This window comes from Rhizobium redzepovicii, from assembly GCF_019793435.1.
Classification (GTDB): domain Bacteria; phylum Pseudomonadota; class Alphaproteobacteria; order Rhizobiales; family Rhizobiaceae; genus Rhizobium; species Rhizobium redzepovicii.
In genome coordinates, this window is record NZ_JAILYH010000012.1 from 61,750 (window position 1) to 86,131 (window position 24,382).

The window sequence follows — 24,382 nt, forward strand, 5'->3', positions numbered from 1 at the left end:
ATCAAACCGCGAATCAACCCATGCGCAGTCTTTCAAAAAAGCGGCTCTTTGTCCTGTTAATGAAGATCGCCCGGAACCGCGCAGCGGGTTCCGGGACAGCATTAATTGGCGGTTGATTCCGCTGGCCGGTCGTCGCCGGCGTCGGAGCCGGGGGGAATGTCGCCATCCACCTTGGCGCGGCGGCGGATCGCATGGCGCTTGCGGGTGATGCGCAGCCGCTTGATGCGGCGCGGATCGGCGTCGAGGATGTGGAATTCGAAGCCCGGCAGCGCCTGCACGACCTCGCCGCGCACCGGGATGCGGCCGAGTGCGGAGAAGATCAGACCGCCCAGCGTATCGACCTCGTCGACCTGCTCGCTGATGTCGAAATCCGGCCCGATCGCCGCGGCGATCTCTTCCAGTTCGACGCGGGCGTCGGCAATGAAGACGTCTTCGGCAACCCGCTTGAACATCACCTCTTCGTCGTCGTGTTCGTCGTCGATGTCGCCGACCACCATTTCGACGATGTCCTCATGCGAGGCGAGCCCGTCGGTGCCGCCATATTCGTCGATGACCAGCGCCATCTGCGTGCGGTTCACCTGCATGCGGCGCAACAGGTCCGAGGCCAGCATCGACGGCGGCACGAACAGGATCTTGCGGATGATGCCGGCTTCCGTCAGCGTCTTCTGCAAGTCGACGCGGGCGAGATCCAAATTCGGCTTGGCCGGCCGCGTGGTCTTCTGGATATTCTCGGGCGCAACCTCGATCGCCGGCAGCGCCGGCAGGGCTGCGGCCGGTTTCGCCGGGCCGCGGCGCTTGTTGCGCGCCTGCTTGGCGACATAGGAGAGCAGATCGCGGATATGCACCATGCCGCGCGGATCGTCGAGCGTGTCGGCATAGACGGGCATGCGCGAGCGGCCGGATTCCTCGAACAGGATCATCAGCTCGCCGATGGTGATGTTCTGGTCGACCGCCTCGATATCGGCGCGCGGCACCATCACGTCGGCGACGCGCACCTCGCGAAAGCGCAGAATGTTATGCAGCATTGCCCGTTCGTCGGGTGAAAATGCGTCATCGCCGGCCGCATCGGTCATCAGCGCGTCGGCAAGATCCTCGCGCAGCCGCGAGCCCTGCTGCGGGCGAAGGATGCGCGCGGCGCGCGACCAGAAGGATTGGGATCGGCCGGATGGCCGACTACTACTGCCCGCCTCGTCGGAAGAGGAGGATGGCTCGGAGTCCTTGGCGTCTGCCGCCGGCTTCGTCGTAAAGTCGCTCATGGTTCCATTTTAAGGTCTTGACCCTCGTAAGGATCAGATAGGCCGAGCTGCGCCAAAATGCGAGTCTCCAGCCCCTCCATAATTTCGGCTTCATCACTATTCATATGGTCGTAGCCGAGAAGATGCAAGAAACCGTGCACCAGAAGATGGGTCAGGTGGTCATCGAAACTCTTTTCGAGCTCGATGGTTTCCCGCTCCACCGTCTCCCGGGCGATGATGATGTCGCCGAGCATCGGACCGGGCATTTTACCGGGCCGAACCGGAAAGGCTGGAAAGGAGAGCACGTTGGTCGCCTTGTCCTTCCCCCGCCATTCGGCGTTGATGTCCTGGATCGAGGCGTCGTCGGTGAAGACAAGCGAGACCTCGGGCGGCATCGTCGGGAAGGGCTGCTTCTCGCTGTCGCGGAGATAGACCAGGGCAGCGCCGAGCACGCGCTCGCAAAAGGACAGCAGCGTCTCCTCGCCCGGCCAGCCGATGTCGTCGACGCTGATCTGGATGTCGAGTTCTGCCATCAGTCCTGCCGGCTGACCGCTTCGGCTTCGGCATAGGTGGAATCATAGGCCCTGACGATGCGCCCGACCAGCGGATGGCGGACGACGTCGGTATCCTTGAAGCGCACGATCGAGATGCCCTCGACACCGTTGAGAAGCTGCAGCGCCTCGACGAGGCCGGATTTGACGCCGCGCGGCAGGTCGATCTGGCTCGGGTCGCCGGTGACGATCATCCGCGCATTCTCGCCGAGACGCGTCAGGAACATCTTCATCTGCATCGATGTCGTGTTCTGTGCTTCGTCGAGGATGATGGCGGCGTTGGCGAGCGTGCGGCCGCGCATGAAGGCGAGCGGCGCGATTTCGATGACGCCGGCGGTGATCGCCCGGTCGACCTTGTCGGCGGGAATCATGTCATAGAGCGCGTCATAGAGCGGGCGAAGATAGGGATCGACCTTTTCCTTCATGTCGCCGGGCAAGAATCCGAGGCGCTCGCCCGCTTCGACGGCCGGGCGCGACAGGATGATCTTTTCGACCGCGCCGCGCTCCAGCAGTTGGGCAGCGTGGGCGACGGCGAGATAGGTCTTGCCGGTGCCGGCCGGGCCGACGCCGAAGACCAGCTCGGCCCGCTCCAGCGCCCGGATATAGGCGTCCTGTGTCGGCGTGCGAGCAATGATCGTCTTCTTGCGGGTGGAAACCTGCGCCATCGTCAGCTTGGCCTTGCGCTCCATGGTGGGAAGGCTGAGCTGATCGTCGGCGGCGACCGCCATGCGGATTGCGCCCTCGACGTCGGATCGTTCCACGCTGCCGCCTTTCTGAAGTTTTTCATAGAGATAGTCGAGCGTGCGCCGCGCCTGGTTGGTGGTCACGACATCGCCTGTGATGACGACCGAATTGCCGCGGGCCCGCGCATCGATGTTGAGCCGTTCCTCGAGCAGCTTGAGGTTCTGATCGAATTGACCGAAGAGCTCGCTGGCGAAGCGGTTGTTCTCGAACGTCAGGACGAAGTGATTGGTATCGCTCGGCGTGCGGGGGTGGCGCGGTGAAGAAGAAACCAATTCTTGTCCGTTCAAGCGGTCGGGCTCCTTGAGTTAAACCGCAGCCTCTGCGCGTTCGGCAAACAGGCTGTTGTTTCCGGTTCCTGTGATTCGCACTTTAATAATGTCACCGATTTGCGATGCTTTTGCATCAACATTCACGGATTGAAGCCAGGGAGAACGTCCGATCAGCTGTTCCGGCATGCGACCGGGCTTTTCCAGCAACAGGTCGATCTCTTTGCCGACGCAGGATTCGGCAAATTCCTGCTGCTGCTTCACGAGAAGCGCTTGCAGGCGTTCCAGCCGTTCTGCCTTGATCTCTTCCGGCACCTGGTCCTTCAGTTCCGCGCCGGGGGTGCCCGGCCGTGTCGAGTATTTGAACGAGAAGGCCTGCGCATAGCGCACCTTCTTCACAAGTTCTAATGTATCCTCAAAATCTTCGTCTGTCTCCCCCGGAAAGCCGGTAATGAAATCGCCGGACAGGGCGATGTCGGGCCGCACCGTGCGAATGCGTTCGATCAGCGAGAGATATTCGGCCGCTGTATGGCGCCGGTTCATCGCCTTCAGGATACGGTCGGAGCCCGATTGCACCGGCAGGTGCAGATAGGGCATCAGCGCCCGAAGATCGCGATGGGCGTCGATCAGCCGGTCGTCCATGTCGCGGGGATGGCTGGTGGTGTAGCGCAGCCGCGCAAGGCCGGGGATCTCGGCAAGCCGGTAGAGCAGGTCGCCGAGGCTCCACGCCTCGCCCCTCGGCCCGGCGCCGTGCCAGGCATTGACGTTCTGCCCGAGCAGGGTGATCTCGCGCACGCCGCCTTCGACCAGCTTTTCGGCTTCCTCGACGATCTGGGCAACCGGCCGCGACACTTCCGAGCCGCGGGTATAGGGCACGACGCAGAAGGTGCAGAATTTGTCGCAGCCCTCCTGCACCGTCAGGAAGGCGGTGACGCCGCGGGCTCGGATCTTCCGGCTCTCGGCGATCGGCAGATGCTCGAACTTGTCCTCGACCGCATATTCCGTATCGACGACGCGCTGGCCCTGCTTGGCCCGGCGCAGCGCCTCCGGCAGGCGGTGATAGGTCTGCGGGCCGATGACGACGTCGACGGCGGGCGCCCGGCGCAGGATCTCCTCGCCTTCGGCCTGGGCGACGCAGCCGGCAACGCCGATCATCATCTCCCGTCCGTCCGCCGCCTTCTTCTTTTTCATGTCGCGCAGCCGCCCGAGCGCCGAATAGACCTTCTCGGCCGCCTTCTCTCTGATATGGCAGGTGTTGAGCAGAACGAGGTCCGCCTCTTCCATATCCTCAGTCGGTTCGTAACCGTCGCGGGCGAGCGCATCGCTCATGCGCGTGGAATCATAGACGTTCATCTGGCAGCCATAGGTCTTGATGAAGACCTTGCGGCTGTTGGAACCGTCGCGGCGTGTCGGCTCCGGAGCCTGGAGAAGGGCGCTGTCCTGTGTCATGGCGCGCTATTTAGTGGTTTTTGCCGCCTGAGAAAATCGAAATCTTCTTTTAGGAGATTTCGCGCCCGCGCAGGCGGCTGTTCAACAGGTTGCGGATGCGTGAGGCGATAGTCGCGCTCACTTCCTTGCGATTGGTGTCGGCGCGGTATTCCACCGCCTCGCCGAAGGAAACCTCTGCGTCGATGGCGCCGCATCGCACGATATCGATCAGGTGCGGCAAGAGCTCGATATCCCCCGGCCAGGCGGCGAGCGGCCGGTGATAGCGGCCCATGGCGATGCCGTGCACCCTGGTATAGGCAACCGCCACCGGCTGCACCACCACGGTTCCTGTGGGCGAAGCGGGCACGGCCATGGCGGCAGCGCCGAACAGCGAGGACTTGACCTCCAGCAGCCGGTTGCCGTCCGAGGTCGTGCCCTCTGGGAAGAGCACGACGATTTCGCCATCGGCCATCCGCCCGGCGATCTCGTTTGCCTGATGGCCGGTCTTGCGCCTCTCCTCGCGTACGACGAAGACGCTCTTCTGCAGCTTGGCGAGCGTGCCGAAGATCGGCCATTCGGCCACCTCGATCTTGGCGATGAAGGCGACGTCGGCAACCGCCGACAGCACCATGATATCCATCCAGGAGGAATGATTGGAGCAGAGCATCAGCGGCCGGCGCTCTTCCAGCTGGCCGGTGACGCGGACGCGGATGCCGAGGCAATAGCAGATGATACGGTGCCAGACGCGCGGCAGCCGGCGCCGCAGCCGCCAGTCGAAACGGAGGGCGAGCAGTTGCAGCGGCACGAGCACGATGCTGACGGTCAGGATGACGACCGCAGCACAGGCAATGCGCAGCCAGGCGATCAAATGCTGGTCTCCCCGGCGGCCATTGCTTCAGAGGTCTTCCTTCTTCAGCGGAACGCCGTAGAGTTCCAGCCGGTGGTCGACCAGCTTGAAGCCGTGCTCGCGAGCGATGCGCTCCTGCAGCGCCTCGATCTCCGGCGAGCGGAATTCGATCACCGTGCCGGTTTTCAGGTCGATCAGGTGGTCGTGATGCTCTTCCGGCACCGTTTCGTAGCGCGAGCGCCCGTCGCGGAAGTCGTGGCGGGCGATGATGCCGGCATCCTCGAACAGTTTCACCGTGCGGTAGACGGTCGAGATCGAGATCTTCGCATCGACCTTCACCGAGCGGCGGTAAAGCTCTTCGACATCGGGATGGTCTTCCGAATCTTCGAGGATGCGCGCGATGACGCGGCGCTGCTCGGTCATGCGCATGCCGCGTTCGGTGCAAAGCTCCTCAAGGGTCTTGGCTACATCAGGCATGGCCCGCCTTCAAAAGATATTCGTCTTGCGACAATGCCGAAGGGCTTTGGCGCCGATCAGCAAGTCATCTCTCTGTCAGGGAACTAGCGAAGAACGCGCTTCATGACAAGCGCCGTGGAGAGAGCGCCGTTTTCCTGCTTGTAATAACCCTTGCGTTCCCCGACCTTTTCGAAGCCGAGCTTGCGATAGAGGCCAAGCGCTGCCGTATTGCCGTCGTCGACTTCGAGAAACATGCTCTCGCCGCCGCGTGCGCGTGCTTCCCGCATCGCTGCCTGCATCAGTCGCCAGCCGAGCCCGGCGCGAGCGACCTTCGCCTGCACGGCGATCGTCAGGATCTCCGCCTCGCCGGCGACATGGCGGGCGAGAATGAAGCCGGGAAGCGGCTTTTTCAGGATGGCATTGGTCTGGCGGGCGACGAAGCCGAACACGGTGTCCTGCATCAGCAACCCGTGAAATTCACCATCGCCCCAGGGCCGGGCAAAACGTTCGCCGTGCAGGACGGCGACATCGCGGCAATCCTCGCGCTCCATGGCGATGATCTCGAATTCCGGCTTCAGCGTCAGATAGGCTTCCAGCATCGTCATACTCGTCGGGCAATCGCATACCCGGCCTGCGGCTTGGCATCGGGTCCGCGCAGATAAAGGGGCTTCGGCTTTCCGGCATCGGGGGAGGCGGCAGCACCGAGGCGCGCCACGACGGAGATCGGGAAATTGTTGCTGTGATCGCCATGGGCGTCCGCCTTCAGCAGCGGCGTTGCCGATCCGGTGATCTCGCCGTCGAAGCCTGCGGCAAAAGCCTGCGCTTGCGCCACGCTTAACGCCCGTGGCGCGTCGAGGGGCGAACCATCCGATGAAAAGGACTGGAGGTAGATTTCGTCCCGCTTGGCATCCATCGCTGCCAGCACGGCGCGGCCGGGCGTTTTTTCGCGCTGGGCTGATGCCATGACCTCGAGCGTGGTGACGCCGACGGCGGGCACATTGAGGGAAAGCGCAAAACCGCGGGCTGCGGCAACGCCGACCCGGATACCGGTAAACGAGCCGGGGCCGATGGCGACGGCAATGCGGTCGATATCGGAAAGCGCCATATGAGCCTGATCGAGCGCGCGATCGACGATACCGATCAGATGTTCAGCATGCCCCTTGCCGATCATGTCCGATGCCTCCCCCAGCATCGTATTCCTGCCGCTGTCGTAAACGGCGGCAGCGCAGTCTACACCTGCCGTGTCGAGCGCCAGAACAATCATGCCATCAATTTCCGAAAAATCTATTGTCGCCTGATCATAAATTCGTCTGGCCGAACCACAGATGAACGGCCGGACGAACGCCAGAATTTTTAAGCGGCAATCACTTCCTGCACTTCCGGAACGAAATGGCGCAGCAGGTTCTGGACGCCATGCTTCAACGTCGCCGTCGAAGAGGGGCAGCCGGCGCAGGAACCCTTCATGTTCAGATAGACCTTGCCGTCCTTGAAGCCGCGGAAGGTGATGTCGCCGCCGTCCTGGGCAACGGCGGGGCGCACGCGGGTCTCCAGAAGCTCCTTGATGGTCAGCACGATCGACTCGTCGCCTTCGTCAAAAAACTCGTCGCTGGCGTCAACGTCTTCGGAGAGGATGGAAGCATCGCCCATGACAGGCTTGCCCGACATGAAATGCTCCATGATCGAGCCCAAAATAGCCGGCTTAAGATGCTGCCATTCGGCATCGTCCTTGGAGACGGAAATGAAATCATAGCCGAAATAGACACCGGTCACACCCGGTATTTCGAACAGGCGGGCAGCGAGCGGCGAAGCTTCGGCCTCCTCGGCACTGCGGAACTCGGCCGTGCCGCTTTCCATCACCACCTTGCCCGGCAGGAACTTCTGCGTGGCGGGGTTTGGCGTGGCTTCGGTCTGAATGAACATCTGGGTCTCCATGCGGCCGGCCCATGCCTCGCCGTCTTTAGAATTCTTCAAAAGAAGATAAGCCGATTGCCGGTGCCATTCAAGAGATTTTTACTCAAGAAATTGTCAGCAGAGGGCGTCGATTTCCTCATTGGTCAGCGTATCTGGCAGCACGGTGACCGGGATCGGAAACGCCGCCGCGCGGCCGGCGATCGACGAAACCAGCGGTCCCGGGCCTTCCTTCGCCGAACCGGCGGCCAGAACGAGGATCGCCACATCGCGGTCGTCCTCGATCACGGCGTTGATTTGTTCGGCCGCACCACCTTCGCGGATGACGATCTCCGGCTCGATGCCGATCGTCTCGCGCACGATCTGGGCGATCTTGGCAACGACCGCCTCGGCCTCCTCGCGCGCCTCGGCCCGCATGATCGCCTCGACGCCGAGCCATTGCTGGAAATCCCCGTCGGGAATGACGTAGAGCAGCACCAGCCCGCCATTGGAATTCTTCGCGCGCCGGCCGGCATAATGAACGGCGCGCTGGCATTCGGGTGTACCGTCGATCACCGCCATGAATTTGCGGCGATGACCTTCGAGCCGTGAGAGTCGCTTCGATACCATGGCGCGGACTCTGACACCCGAAGCGGAAAATTTGCAAGCCCAGTTTTTTTCCTCTTCTCCTCCACGTGGGAGAAGAAGAGATCACTCTCAGTAAAGGAAGCCGATCACATCGCGGACTTGGCGCATCGTCACCTCTGCGCGGGCCCTGGCCCGTTCGCCGCCCCTGCGCAGGATAGCGTCGATATGGCTGGTGTCGTCCATCAGCCGGCGCATTTCGCCGGTGATCGGCGCCAGCACGTGGATCGCCAAATCGACCAGCGCCGGCTTGAAGACGGAGAACTGCTGGCCGCCGAATTCGGCCAGCACGTCCGCCTTCGATTTATCGGCAAGCGCCGCATAGATCGCCACCAGATTGTCGGCTTCCGGCCGGCCCTGCAGACCTTCCACCTCGCTCGGCAAGCCGTCCGGATCGGTCTTTGCCTTGCGGATCTTCTTCGAGATCGCCTCCTCGTCATCCATCAGGTTAATGCGCGAGAGGTCGGAAGGGTCGGATTTCGACATTTTCTTGGTGCCGTCGCGCAGCGACATGACCCGCGGCGCCGGTCCGCCGATCAGCGGCTCGACCATCGGGAAATAGGCATGCACCGGCTCGTTGCCGACGGTGATGTCGACACCGTAACCGGTCTTGCGAATATGCTCGGCATAATCGAGGTTGAACTTCATCGCTATATCGCGGGCAAGTTCCAGATGCTGCTTCTGATCCTCACCGACCGGCACATGGGTGGCGCGGTAGACGAGAATATCGGCGGCCATCAGGCTCGGATAGGCGTATAGGCCGAGCGAGGCCTGCTCGCGGTCCTTGCCGGCCTTGTCCTTGAACTGCGTCATGCGATTCATCCAGCCGATGCGGGCGACGCAATTGAAGATCCAGGCAAGTTCGGCATGCTGCGGCACGGCCGACTGGTTGAAGACGATATGTTTTTCCGGATCGATGCCGGCGGCGATGAAGGCGGCGGCGATCGAACGCGTCTGGCTCTGCATGTCCTCGTGCACCAACTGGGCAGTGAGCGCATGCATGTCAACGACGCAGTAGATGCAGTCATTGCCTTCCTGCAGCGCCACGAAGCGGCGGATCGCGCCGAGATAATTGCCGAGATGCAGATTGCCGGTCGGCTGCACGCCGGAGAATACGAGTTTCTTGAATTCGCTCATGTCGTCCTCAATAGGCTGGTGGAGGGCCCCAGGGCTGTTCGCCCATGTTGCTAACGCCGCGGCTTATGCACGGGCAGCCGATCGCAATCAAGAGGTTCAGGCAGCGTGATGCTGTATCAGATCGAAGCTGTTGCCGTAGGGATCGGCAAACACCGCGACCGTGCCGTAAACCTCATGCCGCGGCTCCTCCAGAAAGCGCACGCCGGCGGCGCGCATTGCGGCATGGTCGCGGGCGAAATCGTCGGTCTTCAGGAAGAAGCTGACCCGGCCGCCTGTCTGGTTACCGATCGCCGCCCGTTGCGTGTCGTTTGCGGCCTGCGCCAGCAGAAAGGCTCCGCCATCTCCTCCTCTGGGCTTCACCACCACCCAGCGCTTGCCCTCCGGCTGCGGCTCGTCCTGAAGGCAATCGAAACCAAGGGCGCCGCAGTAGAATGCCTTGGCGCGGTCGTAGTCGTCGACGACGAGGGTGACGAGGAAAAGCGACTGGGTCGTCATGTCATATCTCCCGATTGAGATGTTTATTCCAGGCTGGATCGGCAATGTCCGTTATTTTAAGCCGAAGTGATCAAGTCCGTTACTCACAATTGAGTATAAAATTTCACAGAAAAGCTTTTATTGAACTGAAAATCCTCGACCGCGCAGGGGCGTGCGATGGCCGCCCTGTCAACCGCCAGGAGGAACCATGCAGACCGCCAGTTTGCTCGCCATGGCAGGCCTTTTCGCCCTACAATCCGCAACCAGCGCCGTCGGTCAAGACAGCAAACGGCCGGTCATTCATCTTCCCAAGCAGGAGGCACGCCCAGCCTACACCGTCCAGACCGTCAGTGTCCGCACCGGCTGTTTTCCCGCGCGTCTTCAGGCGGTGCTGTCGCATATCGCCGCAAAAACCGGACGCCGGCCGATGATCACCTCCGGCCTCCGGGCGCATCCCCGCCGCCATGGCTCCCTGCATGGAAAATGCCTGGCGGCCGATATCAGGATGCCGGGCCTGTCGGAACGCACCATCATCGCAGCCGCCAGGAGCGCGCCCGGCATCGGCGGCATCGGCACCTATTGCAACGGCATCGTTCATGTCGATGTCGGACCGCAGCGGCGATGGGTGGATTGCTAGACCTTGACGGCGCTACGCATCCTCCGCCGCCGCCGGCTTGCGGTTCAGATTGCGGCGGATCATGCCGAGATCGGCGCCGCCGATCAGGAAGGCGGCGGCGAAATAGACCAGCATGGAAATCGCGATCAGCAGCCCCAGCGTGCCGATCTTGGTTAGAAGCGGCGAGCCGGAGGCGAGCCAGGGTGCGAAATACTGCTTGAGAAAGACGATGGCCGCCCCCATGACCGCCGCCGCGACGATCAGCAGGGCGGTGCGTTTTGCCAGCGCCCATTCCCATGTCAGATGGCCGCGGCGCAACAGCGTGGTGAACAGCAACACGGTGCTGATCCAGCCGGCAGTGGCTTCGGCCACGGCGATGCCGGGCGCGCCCATAAAGGGAAAGAGGGTGAGCGCCGTGGCGCAGTTGGTGGCAACGGCGATCGCCGAAAAGCGCATCGGCGTCTTGGTGTCCTCGCGCGCGTAGAAGCCCGGCTGCAGCGCCTTGATCAGCACGAAGGCCGGCAGGCCGATGCCGTAGATCGCCAGGATCGCGCCGACGACGGCGGTGTTTTCCTGATGGAAGGCGCCGCGCTCGTAAAGCACGCGGATGATCTCGTCGGAGAGGATCCACAGCGCGAATGCGGCAGGGATCGTCAGGAACAGCACGAATTCGATCGAGCGGTTCTGCAGGTTTCCGGCTTCGCGCAGATTGCCGCCCTTCAGCGCCCGGGCAAGTTCCGGCAGCAGCACCACGCCGACGGCGACGCCGACGACGCCGAGCGGCAGCTGATAGATCCGGTCGGCATATTGCAGGGCTGCGATCGCGCCGTCGCGGGAGGAGGCGATTGCCTGGCCGATCAACTGGTTGATCTGGGTGATGCCGCCGGTCACGGCGGCCGGCACCGCAAGGATCAGCAGCCGCTTGACGTTCGGCGTCATCTTCGGGAAGCGGAAGCCGATGCTCATGCCGGCCGCAAGCACGCCGATATAGACGACGGCGAGCTGCAGCACGCCGGCGGCAAGAACACCCCAGGAGAGATACCAGGCCGTCGCCAGCGGATCGGCGCCGGTATAGAGTGCATAAAACAGCGCCCCGATCATCACCACGTTGAGGAAAACCGGCGCGATAGCGGCGGCGAAGAAATGATGCAGCGAATTCAGCATGCCGCTCATCATCGCCGTCAGCGACATGCACATCAGATAGGGAAACATCACCGCCGCCATGCGGATGGTGATCGAGAACTTGTCGGGATCGTCGGCAAAACCCGGCGCGATGACGAAGCGCACCAAAAGCGGCATGGCAAGCTCCATCACGATGGTGATGAGGAGCAGCACTGAAAACAGCACGCCGAAGACTTCCTCGGAAAAGCGCTTGGCCCCTTCCGTGCCGTTCGCTTCGATCTCCTTGGCAAAAAGCGGTACGAAGGCGGCGTTGAAGGCGCCCTCGGCAAACAGCCGGCGAAACAGGTTCGGGAAGCGGAAGGCGGCGTAGAAGACGTCGGCCATCGGTCCGGTGCCGAGTGCGGCTGCCATCAGCGTTTCGCGGGCGAAACCGAAGATGCGGCTGCCGAGGGTGGCGCCGCCGACGGTTGCGAATTTCTTGACGAGGCTCATGCTTGCGGGCTCATGCGGGCGAATCGGCTTTCTTTTCGGCTGACGGCGATGTCCGGGCGGTGGCGGCCGGCGCGATGATGCCGGAGGGCATGCGCTCGCGCAGTTCGTCTTCCTCCTCGGCCATGACTGCCTTCAGCCGGGCGGTGATGTTGGCGCGCTTGCTGTCGCCGGAGATTTTCTGGCCGACCAGGTCGGTGACGTAGAAGGTGTCGATCACCTTCTCGCCGAAGGTGGTGATGCGGGCCGACTGGATGTCGAGCGACAGATCGGAGAGCACGGCGGTGATCTCAGACAAGAGACCCGGCCGGTCGAGGCATTCGACCTCGATGACCGTGAACTTGTTCGACAGGCTGTTGGTGATGTTAACCGACGGCGGAATGACGAAGGCCTTGCTCTTCTTGCGGTTGCGCGCCCGCGTGGCGATGACCTCGGGCAGCCGCTTGCGGCCGGACAGCACGTCCTCGATCATCCGTCCGATCGTCGCGGCCCGGCGCAGCTCGTCGGCATCGTCGGTAAATTCGCGGCTGACATGGATGGTGTCGAGCGCCCGACCGTCCGACGTCGTGAAGATCTGCGCGTCGACGATGTTGGCGCCGGCCGCAGCACAGGCGCCGGCGATAACGGCGAGCAGCCGCGGATGGTCGGGCGACAGCACGGTGATTTCGGTGATCGCGTGGAAACTGTCGGTGCGCACCGTGGTGGCGAGCGCCTGGCCGGCTTTGTCGGCCTGGCGGATGAAATGGGCGTGACGGATCTGGTCTTCCAGCGGCACCGAGAGCAGATAGGGCTGGTAGTGCAGCTTGGTATAGGTATTGCGGTCCTTCTGGCTCCAGTCGGCAAGGGCCGCATGCAGCGCCTCGGCGGCGGCATTGGCGCGCTCTTTGCGGGAGACTTCCGAAAAACCGCCGGCCAGCAGCAGCTCGGTTTCATAATAGAGCGTGCGCAGAAGCTGGCCTTTCCAGCCGTTCCAGACGCCGGGGCCGACGGCGCGGATATCGCAGATCGTCAGGATCAGCAGCATCTTCAGCCGGTCGAGCGACTGCACCCGGTCGGCAAAATCGGTGATCGTCTTGCGGTCGGTGAGGTCGCGGGTCTGCGCCACCATCGACATCGTCAGATGTTCCTCGATCAGCCAAACGACGATTTCCGTCTGCTTCTGCGACAGGCCGAAGCGGCCGCAGAGCTTGCGGGCGACGCGGGCGCCGGCAATCGAATGATCCTCCAGGCGGCCCTTGGCGATATCATGCAGGAGAACCGCGACATAGAGCGCCTCGCGGTCTTCGATGCCTGAGAACAGCTTGTTGGCGAGCGGATGCAGATCTTCGGCGCGTGCCTGATCGATCTCGGAGAGAACGTCGACGGTGCGGATCAGATGTTCGTCGACCGTATAGTGGTGATACATGTTAAACTGCATCATCGCGACGATCTTGCCGAATTCGGGGATGAAGCGGCCAAGCACGCCGGCCTCGTTCATCCGCCGCAGGATCAGCGCCGGATCGCGCTTCGAAGTCAGGATCGACATGAACAGCCGGTTCGCCTCGTCGTTTTCCCTGAGCCGGTTGTCGATCAGGGCAAGCGAGCGAGTGACGCGTTTCAGCGCGTCCGGATGGAATTCCAGCCCGTTGATGTCGGCGACGTGGAAGAGCCGGAGGATGCTGACGGGATCGCGCTTGAACACCTCGGCGTCGGCAAGCGCGATGCGGCCGCGGTCCTCGACGAATTCGACGCTGCCGGCGATCTTGCGGTTGCGATGGGTGAAGCGGCTGATGACGCCGGTCAGGCCCGGGATCGACTTCGCCTGCTGGTCTTCAAGCGCAGCGCAGAGGATGCGCGTGAGATCGCCGACATCCTTGGCGACGAGGAAATAGTGCTTCATGAAGCGCTCGACGGCCGAAAGGCCGGGGCGGGTGTGATAGCCGAATGCTTCGGCGATTTCGCGCTGGATGTCGAAGGACAGGCGCTCCTCGGCCTTGCCTGTCAGGAAGTGCATATGGCAGCGTACCGCCCAGAGAAAATCGTCGGCTTTCTCGAGCAGGCGGTATTCGTGCTTCGACAAGACGCCGAGCTTGACCAGCTCGGCCTGGTCGCGCACGTGATAATAATATTTCGAGATCCAGAACAGCGTGTGCAGGTCGCGAAGCCCGCCCTTGCCTTCCTTGACGTTCGGCTCGACGAGATAGCGTGTATCGCCTGCCTTGCGGTGGCGCTCGTCGCGCTCGGCAAGCTTGGCGGCGATGAACTCAGGGCCGGTACCGGTGACGATTTCCTTGTCGAAGCGGGTCTCGAGTTCGGTTTCCAGCCGCTGCAGGCCGCAGATGTAGCGCATTTCCAGGATGGCGGTGCGGATCGTCATGTCGGACTTGGAAAGCGCGATGCATTCTTCCACCGTACGGGTGGCGTGGCCGACCTTGAAGCCCATGTCCCAGAGCACGTAGAGCATGAACTCGACGGCCTTGTGCGTCTCCTCGGTCGGGCGCGGCGGGAAGAGGAAGAGCAGGTCTATATCGGAGCCCGGCGCCAGCGTGTCGCGGCCGTAGCCGCCGACGGCGGTGACCGCAAACTTGTCCTTCTGCTGCGGAAAGATATGGGCGGTGGCGAAATTGTAGAGGACGGTGATGATCTGGTCCTGCAGCCAGGAAATCCGGTAGGCGCAATTCAGCCCGCCGCCGTCGGCCATAAGTGCGGCCCGCGCCTTCTGCCGGCCTTCCGTGCTCGCCTTCTTGAGCACCGCAAGCAGGTCGGCGCGCAGCACGTCGGGCCGGTTGCGGTTGGCCTCGGCAACGGCGTCGCACTGCTTCTGCAACAACTCGACGTCGAGAATATGGGAAAAATCAAGCTCGCGCATCGCTGTCGCCGGGGCGGTTTCCTGTTCATGCCGGGCGGCCGCATCCGGGCTCGCCTCGTGTTTCGTCCGCATGCGCTATAACCCCTTTATCAGGCGATTGACACGGGCCCTCATACTGCAAGAACCTTTAAATTTGGCGAAATGGTGTTGGTAAGCCGCGCGACGGCTTTCCTGAAAACTCAGGCGGTGGCCCGCGCATTCAGCAAATGCAGCACCTGCCGCGTCTCTCTCATGATCTCCTCAAGCGACTGTCTGTCGCACTCGCGATAGCCGGCCTTGGCGATCGAAGTTCCGAGTTCCGAGATCATAGCGCAGCAGCGGGTAATTTTCAGCATGCCGATCGGCGACGTCCAGCCGCGCGCATTGCGATCGGCGTCGGCGCGCCGCATCGTGTCGAGCATGGAGCAGATGAGCGAGAGGCGCTCCGTTTCGCGTATCAGCTTTTCCATGAACATCGCGTGCCGCTGCCCTATTTCAATTTTTTCTTGAGGTCGTAAAGCGCGTCCATTGCCTCGCGCGGCGTCATATCGTCAAGGCTCATCGCCTTCAGCGTCTCCTCGACCTTGGACGGTCCGCGGGCCGTGTCCTCGCGGCGCACCGCCACCTGGAAGAGCGGCAGGTCGTCGATCAGTTGGCTCGCCGGGTTCTTGCGGTCGGCATCTTCGAGGCGAGTGAGCACATCGCGGGCCCGCGTCACCACCGAGGCCGGAAGCCCGGCAAGGCGGGCGACCTGGATGCCGTAAGAGCGGTCGGCCGCGCCCGGGCCGACCTCATGCAGGAAGATGACGTCGCCGTCCCATTCCTTGACGCGCATCGTCGCGTTCGATAGCCGGCCCAGCTTTTCCGAAAGCACGGTCAGCTCATGGAAATGCGTGGCGAAGAGGCCGCGGCAGCGGTTGGCCTCGTGCAGATGCTCGACGGAGGCCCAGGCGATCGACAGGCCGTCGAAGGTGGCGGTGCCGCGGCCGATCTCGTCGAGGATGACGAGCGAACGGTCGCTCGCCTGGTTGAGGATCGCAGCGGTCTCGACCATCTCGACCATGAAGGTGGAGCGCCCGCGCGCCAGGTCGTCGGACGCGCCGACGCGCGAGAAAAGCCGGTCGACGATGCCGATATTGGCTGAGGTCGCCGGCACGAAGGAGCCCATCTGCGCCAGGATCGCTATCAGCGCGTTCTGCCGCAGGAAGGTCGATTTGCCGCCCATGTTCGGGCCGGTCAACAGCCAGATCGCGCCGTCCTTGTCGCCTGCCTTCGGCGAGAGATCGCAATTATTGGCGACGAAGGGACCGCCCGCCTGCCGCCGCAGCGCCTGCTCGACGACCGGATGGCGGCCGCCCTCGATGGCAAACATCTTCGAGCTGTCGACCTGCGGACGGCAATAGGCCTGCTCTTCGGCGAGCAGCGCCAGGCTGGCTGCAACGTCGATGACGGCAAGCGCCCGGGCGCCGGATTTGATCGCCTCGGCTTCCGCAACCACGGCCGCCGTCATCTTCTCGAAGGCGGCAAGCTCGATCGTCAGCGCCCGATCGGCGGCATTGGCGATGCGGCTTTCGAGATCGGCAAGTTCGGTGGTGGTGAAGCGCATCGCGCTCGCCATCGTCTGGCGGTGGATGAAGCGGGCCTTGGCTTCGGCCGTGTCCGTCATCGGCGAGGCATTGCCGGCGGTCACCTCGATGAAATAGCCGAGGATGTTGTTGTGCTTGATCTTCAGCGACCGGATGCCGGTCTCTTCGGCATATTGCAGTTGCAGCCCGGCGATCACCCGGCGCGACTGGTCGCGCAACGCCCGGACCTCATCGAGTTCGGGGCTGGCGCCGTCGCGCAGGAAGCCGCCGTCGCGCTTCAGCAGCGGCAATTCGTCGGCAAGCGTTTCGGCCAGCAGGGTTTCGAGCGCTGCGGGAAGGGCCTGCAGCCCGGACAGCGCCTGGCCAAGCTCTTCCGGCAGCATCGCATTGGCAAGCATGGCTGCCACGTCGTTTGCCGCTTGAAGGCCCTGGCGAATGGCTGACAAATCGCGCGGGCCGCCGCGGTCGAGCGCCAGGCGCGACAGCGCCCGCGGCATGTCCGGCACATGTTTCAGCGTGTCGCGCAGATTGCCGCAGAGCGAGGGTTCGTCGATCAGGAAGCCGATCGAATCGAGCCGCGCATTGATGCGGGCGGGGTCGGTCAGCGGCGACAACAGCCGCTCGGCCAGAAGCCGCGCGCCGCCGCCGGTGACGGTGCGGTCGATCGCTTTCAGCAATGAGCCGTTGCGGTCGCCCGACAGCGTGCGGGCCAGTTCCAGATTGGCGCGGGTGGCGGGATCGATGAACAGCGTTGACGCCGCACTTTCCCGCTCCGGCTTGCCGAGCGCTGGCCGCTCGGCGATCTGAGTCTTCTCGACATAGGCGACGGCGGCGGCAGCCGCCGCCAGCTCGGCGCGCGAGAAGGTGCCGAAGCCGTCGAGCGTCGCAACGCCGAAATACCGCGCGATCCGACCTTCGGCGCTGGCGCTGTCGAAGAGCACGGCAGGCTGCGGCACGGCGGTGCGACCGAGCACGTCGAACACCGGCTTGAGTTCCGGATCGTGGAAGATCGTCTCGGGCAGGATCAGTTCGCGCGGATCGATGCGCAGGATATCGGCAAGCAGTCGCGAGGCTTCGGTTTCGGCCAGCCGGAAGACGCCGGTGGAAATGTCGATCCAGGCAAGCGCCAGCAAAGGTTCGGCCCCGCCGCGAATGCGGGTCAGCGCCATCAGATAGTTGGATTCCGAGGGCGAAAGCAGCTTTTCTTCGGTGATCGTGCCCGGCGTGACCAGGCGGACGACATCGCGCTTGACGACGGATTTGCCGCCACGCTTTTTCGCTTCGGCCGGATCTTCGACCTGCTCGCAGACGGCGACGCGGAAACCGAGCGAGATCAGTTTCTGCAGGTAATCGTCGGCCGCATGCACCGGAACGCCGCACATCGGGATATCCTGGCCCATGTGCTGGCCACGCTTCGTCAGCGTGATGCCGAGCGCGCGGGAGGCTTCCAGCGCATCCTCGAAGAACAGCTCGTAGAAGTCGCCCATGCGATAGAAGAGCAGCGAACCCGGATTGTTCGCCTTGATCTCTATATATTGCTCCATCATCGGCGTCGCCGAGGCACGACTTTCCGCCGTGGCAAGCTCGGCAGCCGAAAAGGCTTCATTCTCTGTGTCTATTCGTGCGTTCACGGAGGTGCAGTTTTTCCCAAAAAAACAGGTGCCAACCCTATCCGCGCGCCGCTATAGATGACAACAGCATTTGAGGAAGAGCGAAGCGTCGCCCACAGGACGTTGGAGGATTTATGCCCGATATCGATAAGAAGGACCGGCCGGCGACATCAGTTACCGACCAGGAGGCGCTCGATTTTCACGCCACGGGCCGGCCCGGCAAACTGGAAGTCGTCCCGACCAAGCCGATGGCGACGCAGCGCGACCTGTCGCTCGCCTATTCGCCGGGTGTCGCCGTACCGGTGAAGGCGATCGCCGCCGATCCGCAGACGGCCTACGATTATACCGCCCGCGGCAACATGGTCGCCGTCATTTCCAACGGCACGGCCATTCTCGGTCTCGGCAATCTCGGCGCGCTGGCCTCCAAGCCCGTCATGGAAGGCAAGGCGGTGCTGTTCAAGCGCTTTGCCGACGTCGATTCCATCGACCTCGAAATCGATACGGAAAATGTCGACGAGTTCATCAACTGCGTGCGCTTCCTCGGTCCCTCCTTCGGCGGCATCAATCTCGAGGATATCAAGGCGCCGGATTGTTTCGTCATCGAAAGCCGGCTACGCGAGCTGATGGATATTCCCGTCTTCCACGACGACCAGCACGGGACGGCGATCATCGCCGCCGCCGGCCTGATCAACGCGCTCGAACTGACCGGCCGCGACCTGAAGACGACCAAGCTCGTCTGCAACGGCGCCGGTGCTGCGGCGATCGCCTGCATCGAACTCATCAAGGCGATGGGCTTTGCGCCGGAGAATATCATTCTCTGCGACACCAAGGGCGTCATCTACCAGGGCCGCACCGAGGGCATGAACCAATGGAAATCGGCGCATGCGGCAAAGACCGATACACGCACGCTTGAGGAGGCGATGGACGGCGCTGATGTCGTTTTCGGCCTGTCGCAGAAGGGCGCCTTCTCGGCAGAGATGATCCGCTCGATGGCGGATCGGCCGATCATCTTCGCCATGGCCAATCCCGATCCCGAAATCACCCCGGAAGAGGTGGCCCGCATCCGCGACGACGCCATCATGGCGACCGGCCGCTCAGACTACCCGAACCAGGTCAACAACGTTCTCGGCTTTCCCTATATCTTCCGCGGCGCTCTCGACGTCCGCGCCTCCACAATCAACGACGCGATGAAGATCGCCGCCGTCAAGGCGCTGGCAAACCTTGCCCGCGAGGATGTGCCGGATGACGTGGTTGCCGCCTATCAAGGCAACCGGCCGCGCTTCGGCTCGCAATACATTATCCCGGTTCCTTTCGACCCGCGGCTGATCTCCGCGATCCCGGTCGCGGTGGCGGAAGCGGCGATCGAAACCGGCGTCGCCCGCAAGGTCATCACTGATATGGCCGGTTATGCCCGCGAGCTTTCGGCGCGCCGCGATCCGATCGCCTCGACGCTCGCCAGCCTCTATGAGCGGGTGCGCCGCCGCCCGAAGCGGATCGTCTTTGCCGAGGCCGAGGAAGAACAGGTCCTGCGCGCAGCACTCTCCTACGCCAACCAGCAGCTCGGCACCGCCATCCTGCTCGGCCGCGAGGACCTAATCCGGTCGACGGCCGAACGCGCCGGCATCGATCTCAACCGGCCGGGGCTTGAAATCGTCAATGCCCGTATTTCCACCCGGGTCGAAGCCTATATTGACTATCTCTATGCCAGGCTGCAGCGGCACGGTTATCTCCACCGCGACGTTCAGCGGCTAATCCATAACGACCGCAACCACTTCGCCGCCACTATGGTGGCGTTGGGCGACGCCGACGGCATGGTGACGGGTATCACCCGCAACTATTCCACCGCGCTGGACGATGTGCGCCGCTGCATCGATGAAAAGCCTGGCCACCGCGTCATCGGCGTGTCGCTGGCGCTCTGCCGCGGCCGCACGGTCTTCGTGGCCGATACCGCCGTCCACGACATGCCGACGGCCGAGCAGCTTGCCGATATTGCCGAAGAGGCCGCCGGTCTGGCGCGGCGCATGGGCTATCAGCCGCGCGTCGCCATGCTCGCTTATTCCACCTTCGGCCATCCCTCGGGCGAACGTTCGGAGCGGGTGCGCGAGGCGGTGAAGATCCTCGACAAGCGTCGCGTCGATTTCGAATATGACGGCGAGATGGCGGCCGATGTCGCATTGAACCGCAAGGTGATGGAGCAATATCCCTTCTGCCGCCTTTCCGGCCCCGCCAACGTGCTTGTCATGCCGGCCTTCCACTCGGCCTCGATCTCGACCAAGATGCTGCAGGAGCTTGGCGGCTCGACGGTAATCGGCCCGATCCTCGTCGGTCTCGACAAGCCGGTGCAGATCACCTCGATGGGCGCCAAGGACAGCGACATCGTCAACATGGCGGCGATCGCCGCCTATGGGGCGGGTTCGTAACCTGTCCTGCGTTTCTGAGACGCCTTTTGGCCCGGCCGACTGTGCGTCGGCCGGGCATTTATCCGGCTTTAGACTGGCGCCAAGGGGTGAAGCATCATGTGCGCCAAAGCCTGCCAGCCATTGCCGGCCGATCGTGCCTGGCCTCGAGCGCGCCTCCTGAAGATGAGATCAAGTTGAGAAACAAACTTGTCGTTTTAGCCATCGTGGTCGCCAGCTGTTTCGCTTATACGAAATTGATGGCCAGGGTCGGCTCAGGCTCGCCGCCTCCGGATGCGCCATTGGAACAACAGGCTGACCTCATTCGCGTTTATAAATCCGAACGCCGCATGGTCCTTTTGAGAGGCGATGTTCCCATCTCTACATACCGGATTTCTTTAGGCACGGCTGCCGATGCCGGGCCCAAGCAGCGAGAAGGTGACGAGAGAACACCTGAAGGGCGTTATGAAATAGACTGGCGAAATCCAAAGTCCATGGCCTATCTGAGCCTGCACATTTCCTATCCAAACCCGGATGATCGGCGCAACGCTGAAGCAGGAGGTTTTCCTGCCGGGGGCGATATCATGATCCACGGGCTTCCCAATGGCTGGGGCCTCTTCGGAAACGTCCATCACCTGTGGGATTGGACGGATGGCTGTGTTGCAGTAACCAACTCGGAGATGCGCGATATCTGGGCTCGCGTCCCCAACCATACACCGATAGAGATCATGCCCTGAAACATTGCCGGGGCCTGGCGACTAGGAAAGGCTCTAGCTCGCGAAGCGGCCGGCGTCGGCGCCGTAATAATTCAGGTAGCGGTCGGAAATGCTGGAGATCGGCAGCACGATCAGCACGTCGGTCGTGTTGAAGGCGTGGTCGACGACGGCGCTGGAGCCGACCATCGCGCCCAAGCGCATGTAACCCTTGATCAGCGGCGGCAGCGCCATCAGCGCGCGCTTCGGGTTGACGGCCTCGATCGGCATCAGATCCATGTTGCGGGCGAGATGCGGCAATGCGCTGACGGCCCATTCGTTCTTCGCCAGCACATTGTGGTAGAGGAAGGACAGCGCCAGCGCATGGCTTTCCAGATAGACGCCGGGGAAAGAGGCGCAGCCGAACATGGCGCTGACGCCGTGCTTCAGCGCATAGGCCCAGTTGCCCTGCCACAGAAGCTCGACGGTGCGTTTGGTGCGGTATTCCGGCAGTACGCAGGAGCGGCCGAGCTCCATGAAGCGCTTATCCGGATGTTTGGCGAGGAGGCCCTCGATCTCGAATTCGGAAGCCGAGTAAAAACCGCCATTGGCCATGGCGACATCCTGGCGCAGCAGGCGGTAGGTGCCGACGATCTGGTCTTCCGGGTCGCCCTCGATCGTGCGGTCGAGAACGAGAAGATGGTCGCAAAAGGCGTCATAGGCATCGACATCGCGCTGGCGGCGCATGGCGTCCAGCGGCAGTTGCGCCTTCATTTCGTCGACGAAAACGCGGTAACGCACGGCTTGGGCGGCATCGATCTCGCGCGCCGTGCGGGCAAGCCGGGTTTCCAGATTGCCGATGCGGCCGAGGATGTCGCCGTCCGTCTGCGCAGCCGCCGTCAAGGGCGGTGCAACCTCGGTGGTGTCACGATTCAGGATGTCGATGGCGGACATGGCGATTCTCCCGTTGCCGGCTTATCGACGCCATAAAACACTTCTCTGCGACAGGAAAGTGACATATTGAATTTGTGAACGCAAGAAGCATGCCGGCCCCGCGGCACGTTATCGCGCCTCTGCCCGGCGGGCGGAAAGTGCGGCCACCGCCTGCACTTCGGTCAGCAGCCGCACCGGGTCGACCGGCTTTACCATCACCCGGTTGGCGCCGTTCAGCAACACCTGGCGGCGCGATTCGTCGCTCTTGTCGGCGGTCAGCACAATCACCGGCACCGAGGCCAGATCGAGCCGTCTTTCGTGGCCGCGCAGGCGTCCGAGCATGTCGATGCCGTTGCCGCCGGGCATCGACAGGTCGCTGATGATGATATCGGGCCGGGCATTCGCCTCGCAAAGGGCGCAATCGAGCAGCGCCTCGAAATCCTCGACATGGCGCACCTTATGCCCGCCCTTCTCCAACACGACGCGCACCAGCATGGCGTTGATCGGATCGTCCTCGCCAAGCAGGATGTTGAGCCCGCTGGCGGCAACCATCGGCTCCGCCGCCGAAAGGCCAAAGCCCGGCTGGTTGTCGTTCAGCGCGTCGCGCTTCTCCATGCCGCGCATGCGCCCGCGCAGCACGTCGATCAGCGACTGTTCGCGCAGCGGCCGGATGAGCCAGGCATCGAAGAGGTCGAGCGGATGGGCGCTGCGCTCTTCCGGATTGACGAGCAGCACCTTGCGCAGGCCAAGGGCGGCGATTTCGGCGCGATCGGCAAGATGGGCGGCAAATTCCGCCGACATGCGATGGTCGATGATGATATCGGTCGGCCGCTTTCCGCTATTGGCCAAGCCGAGCAGCGTCGTCCGCGCGCTCTCGCCGTCGCTGACCAGATGGCAGAGGCCGCCGAGCGCGGTGATCGTCTCGGCGATGGCGGTGCGTGCAGCACCCGTCGGCGCCAGGAGCACGACGCTGTTGCCGGCAAGCAGCGTATTGCGCCGGTCAGGGCGCTCGCTGCCGATATCGACAGGGAAGCGGATGGTGAATTCGCTGCCTCTGCCCTTTTCGCTGGCAACCGTCAGCGTGCCGTTGAATTCGCGCATGATGCGGGCGGAGATGGCAAGGCCGAGCCCGGTGCCGCTGCTCCTGTCGGCAACGGTCCCGCCCTGTTCGAATTCGCCGAAGACTCGCGCCTGCTCCTCCGCCGTCATGCCGGGACCGCTATCCGTAACCGTGATCGACAGGTCGTCCGCATCGAGCGAGACGCGAATGAAGACGCCGCCGACCTGGGTGAACTTCACCGCATTGCCGATGACGTTGAACAGAACCTGGCGCAGCCGCGCCGGGTCGAAACTCATATTCTCCGGAACGTCTGATGACACCGTGGCGCCGATCTCGATGCCTTTTTCATGCGCCCGATGGGCGAGCATCTCGACGACGCTTTCCAGAAGCTTGCGCAGCGATTCCGAGCGCGGGTGCAGCGCGAAGCGGCCGACCTCGATGGTGGAGAAATCGAGCAGATCCTCGACGAGCTGCGTCAGCGCGTGGCCGGACTGGCGGATATTGGCGAGATAATCCTGCTGCTCCTGCGTCAGCCGCGTCTCGGCGAGGAGATGCGTCATGCCGAGCAGGCCGGAAAGCGGCGTGCGCACCTCGTGGCTGACGGTGGCAAGCAGCCTCGACTTGGCGGCGCTGTTATATTCGGCCTTCTGGCGGGCCTCCTCGCGGCCCTGCGCGATCAGCCGCTCGTCGGTCACATCGCGCGCCACGCTCTGCAGCAGCAGCCGGCCGTTTGCCGGGTCGCGGGTGACGACGTCGCGCCAGAGAAAGATGCGCTGGCCGTCCGGCGTCGAGATCTCGACATCGAAGCAGTGGGGTATCGGGCCGGGCCGAAAGGCAAGCCCGATCTCCTCGCAACTGTGCCCTTCGGGACGCAGGCGCCCGGTCAGCCGGCGAAACGTATCGTTGGCGGAAATGATGCGCCGGTCCATGCTGCGGCTGACGGTGATATCGCCGAGCACGTCGTGGACGTCTGCAAACAGCTTGGCGCCGTCGTTCCAATCCGGCAGCGACTTGCCGCCGCTGGGGGGCCTGCGCCGGCGAAACATCAGGACGGCATAGCTGGCGATGACGGCAAGGCCGAGGACCACAAGACCGCCCGAAAGCAGCAGAGGATCGCCGGCATGGGCAAGCAGAGTCAGGATCATCGCGGCAAGCAGGCCAGCGCCGCCAAGCCAGTAGACCAGCAGGCGCCGTGTCGCTGCAGGCCCCATCTTGCCGTCATCGGCCGCCTGAGGCGCCGATGTGCCGGGTCGCGAGAAGAACTCCGCCATCCGCTCTTCACGCGGCTTGGCGGCGGGTCCGCCGAAGGCGGCGGACAATCTTTCCTGCAACTGTCCCAGATTCTGCATGCAATCTGGCTAACATGAGGCCTCTTCCGAAT

At 63.2% G+C, this 24,382-nt stretch carries 21 protein-coding genes; 3 read left to right on the forward strand and 18 right to left on the reverse strand.

Features of this window, described 5'->3' with window-relative positions:
* Window positions 1-101: 101 nt before the first annotated feature.
* The 12 genes from K6N12_RS19800 to K6N12_RS19855 all read right to left on the reverse strand — a co-directional run bounded on the left by K6N12_RS19800 (window position 102) and on the right by K6N12_RS19855 (window position 9,691).
* Window positions 102-1,256, reverse strand: coding sequence for a hemolysin family protein (locus K6N12_RS19800; protein WP_097624650.1), 1,155 nt, complete (start codon window positions 1,254-1,256; stop codon window positions 102-104).
* The gene (gene ybeY, locus K6N12_RS19805) at window positions 1,253-1,768 is read right to left on the reverse strand and encodes an rRNA maturation RNase YbeY (protein ID WP_097624651.1); all 516 of its coding nucleotides are present in this window, start codon (window positions 1,766-1,768) and stop codon (window positions 1,253-1,255) included. Before ybeY ends, K6N12_RS19800 begins: the two co-directional genes overlap by 4 nt.
* Window positions 1,768-2,817 carry a PhoH family protein gene (locus K6N12_RS19810; protein WP_088940002.1) on the reverse strand — a complete coding sequence of 350 codons (1,050 nt, stop codon included), beginning with the start codon at window positions 2,815-2,817 and terminating at the stop codon, window positions 1,768-1,770. Before K6N12_RS19810 ends, ybeY begins: the two co-directional genes overlap by 1 nt.
* A gap of 18 nt (window positions 2,818-2,835) precedes the next feature.
* Window positions 2,836-4,245, reverse strand: a complete 1,410-nt coding sequence (gene miaB, locus K6N12_RS19815; RefSeq protein WP_097624652.1) for a tRNA (N6-isopentenyl adenosine(37)-C2)-methylthiotransferase MiaB — start codon at window positions 4,243-4,245, stop codon at window positions 2,836-2,838.
* 49 nt (window positions 4,246-4,294) lie between these two features.
* Window positions 4,295-5,092: a lyso-ornithine lipid O-acyltransferase gene (olsA, locus tag K6N12_RS19820; protein ID WP_097624653.1), complete on the reverse strand. Its 798-nt coding sequence runs from the start codon at window positions 5,090-5,092 to the stop codon at window positions 4,295-4,297.
* A 27-nt stretch (window positions 5,093-5,119) separates the two neighbouring features.
* Window positions 5,120-5,548, reverse strand: a complete 429-nt coding sequence (locus K6N12_RS19825) for a Fur family transcriptional regulator (protein WP_012556376.1) — start codon at window positions 5,546-5,548, stop codon at window positions 5,120-5,122.
* An 83-nt stretch (window positions 5,549-5,631) separates the two neighbouring features.
* Window positions 5,632-6,132, reverse strand: a complete 501-nt coding sequence (locus K6N12_RS19830) for a GNAT family N-acetyltransferase (RefSeq protein WP_003570810.1) — start codon at window positions 6,130-6,132, stop codon at window positions 5,632-5,634.
* On the reverse strand, window positions 6,129-6,791 hold the full coding sequence (gene tsaB, locus K6N12_RS19835; protein ID WP_097624654.1) for a tRNA (adenosine(37)-N6)-threonylcarbamoyltransferase complex dimerization subunit type 1 TsaB: 663 nt from the start codon (window positions 6,789-6,791) through the stop codon (window positions 6,129-6,131). The genes K6N12_RS19830 and tsaB overlap by 4 nt, the downstream gene beginning before the upstream one ends.
* 89 nt (window positions 6,792-6,880) lie before the next feature.
* Window positions 6,881-7,447, reverse strand: coding sequence for a NifU family protein (locus K6N12_RS19840; RefSeq protein WP_097624846.1), 567 nt, complete (start codon window positions 7,445-7,447; stop codon window positions 6,881-6,883).
* A gap of 105 nt (window positions 7,448-7,552) precedes the next feature.
* On the reverse strand, window positions 7,553-8,044 hold the full coding sequence (locus K6N12_RS19845) for a universal stress protein (RefSeq protein ID WP_003583845.1): 492 nt from the start codon (window positions 8,042-8,044) through the stop codon (window positions 7,553-7,555).
* A gap of 87 nt (window positions 8,045-8,131) precedes the next feature.
* Window positions 8,132-9,196, reverse strand: coding sequence for a tryptophan--tRNA ligase (gene trpS, locus K6N12_RS19850; RefSeq protein WP_097624655.1), 1,065 nt, complete (start codon window positions 9,194-9,196; stop codon window positions 8,132-8,134).
* Window positions 9,197-9,292: 96 nt separating this feature from the next.
* Window positions 9,293-9,691, reverse strand: coding sequence for a VOC family protein (locus tag K6N12_RS19855; protein ID WP_097624656.1), 399 nt, complete (start codon window positions 9,689-9,691; stop codon window positions 9,293-9,295).
* A 187-nt stretch (window positions 9,692-9,878) separates the two neighbouring features.
* Between K6N12_RS19855 and K6N12_RS19860 the strand changes: the two genes are divergently transcribed.
* Window positions 9,879-10,307, forward strand: a complete 429-nt coding sequence (locus K6N12_RS19860) for a YcbK family protein (protein ID WP_097624657.1) — start codon at window positions 9,879-9,881, stop codon at window positions 10,305-10,307.
* Between the two features lie 12 nt (window positions 10,308-10,319).
* On the opposite strand, the gene murJ is transcribed toward K6N12_RS19860, so the two are convergent.
* From murJ to mutS, 4 genes are all read right to left on the reverse strand, one after another.
* Window positions 10,320-11,900, reverse strand: coding sequence for a murein biosynthesis integral membrane protein MurJ (gene murJ / locus K6N12_RS19865; protein ID WP_097624658.1), 1,581 nt, complete (start codon window positions 11,898-11,900; stop codon window positions 10,320-10,322).
* A gap of 10 nt (window positions 11,901-11,910) precedes the next feature.
* A complete protein-coding gene (locus tag K6N12_RS19870) occupies window positions 11,911-14,817 on the reverse strand; it encodes a [protein-PII] uridylyltransferase (protein WP_097624659.1) in 2,907 nt (968 codons plus the stop codon).
* Window positions 14,818-14,924: 107 nt separating this feature from the next.
* Entirely contained in the window at window positions 14,925-15,200 is a 276-nt protein-coding gene (locus tag K6N12_RS19875) for a hypothetical protein (RefSeq protein ID WP_012556384.1), read from the reverse strand.
* 14 nt (window positions 15,201-15,214) lie between these two features.
* Window positions 15,215-17,941, reverse strand: coding sequence for a DNA mismatch repair protein MutS (mutS, locus tag K6N12_RS19880; protein ID WP_097624660.1), 2,727 nt, complete (start codon window positions 17,939-17,941; stop codon window positions 15,215-15,217).
* A gap of 113 nt (window positions 17,942-18,054) precedes the next feature.
* Here mutS and K6N12_RS19885 point away from each other — a divergent pair, with 113 nt between their 5' ends.
* Both K6N12_RS19885 and K6N12_RS19890 read left to right on the forward strand, forming a co-directional pair.
* Window positions 18,055-20,340: an NADP-dependent malic enzyme gene (locus K6N12_RS19885; protein ID WP_097624661.1), complete on the forward strand. Its 2,286-nt coding sequence runs from the start codon at window positions 18,055-18,057 to the stop codon at window positions 20,338-20,340.
* Between the two features lie 173 nt (window positions 20,341-20,513).
* Window positions 20,514-21,053 carry a L,D-transpeptidase family protein gene (locus K6N12_RS19890; RefSeq protein ID WP_097624847.1) on the forward strand — a complete coding sequence of 180 codons (540 nt, stop codon included), beginning with the start codon at window positions 20,514-20,516 and terminating at the stop codon, window positions 21,051-21,053.
* Window positions 21,054-21,086: 33 nt separating this feature from the next.
* Here the strand turns inward: K6N12_RS19890 and olsB are convergent, their stop codons facing one another.
* Together olsB and K6N12_RS19900 are read right to left on the reverse strand one after the other, a co-directional pair.
* The gene (gene olsB, locus K6N12_RS19895) at window positions 21,087-21,962 is read right to left on the reverse strand and encodes a l-ornithine N(alpha)-acyltransferase (protein WP_097624662.1); all 876 of its coding nucleotides are present in this window, start codon (window positions 21,960-21,962) and stop codon (window positions 21,087-21,089) included.
* Between the two features lie 108 nt (window positions 21,963-22,070).
* Window positions 22,071-24,350, reverse strand: a complete 2,280-nt coding sequence (locus K6N12_RS19900) for a PAS domain-containing hybrid sensor histidine kinase/response regulator (protein ID WP_097624663.1) — start codon at window positions 24,348-24,350, stop codon at window positions 22,071-22,073.
* Window positions 24,351-24,382 lie beyond the last annotated feature (32 nt).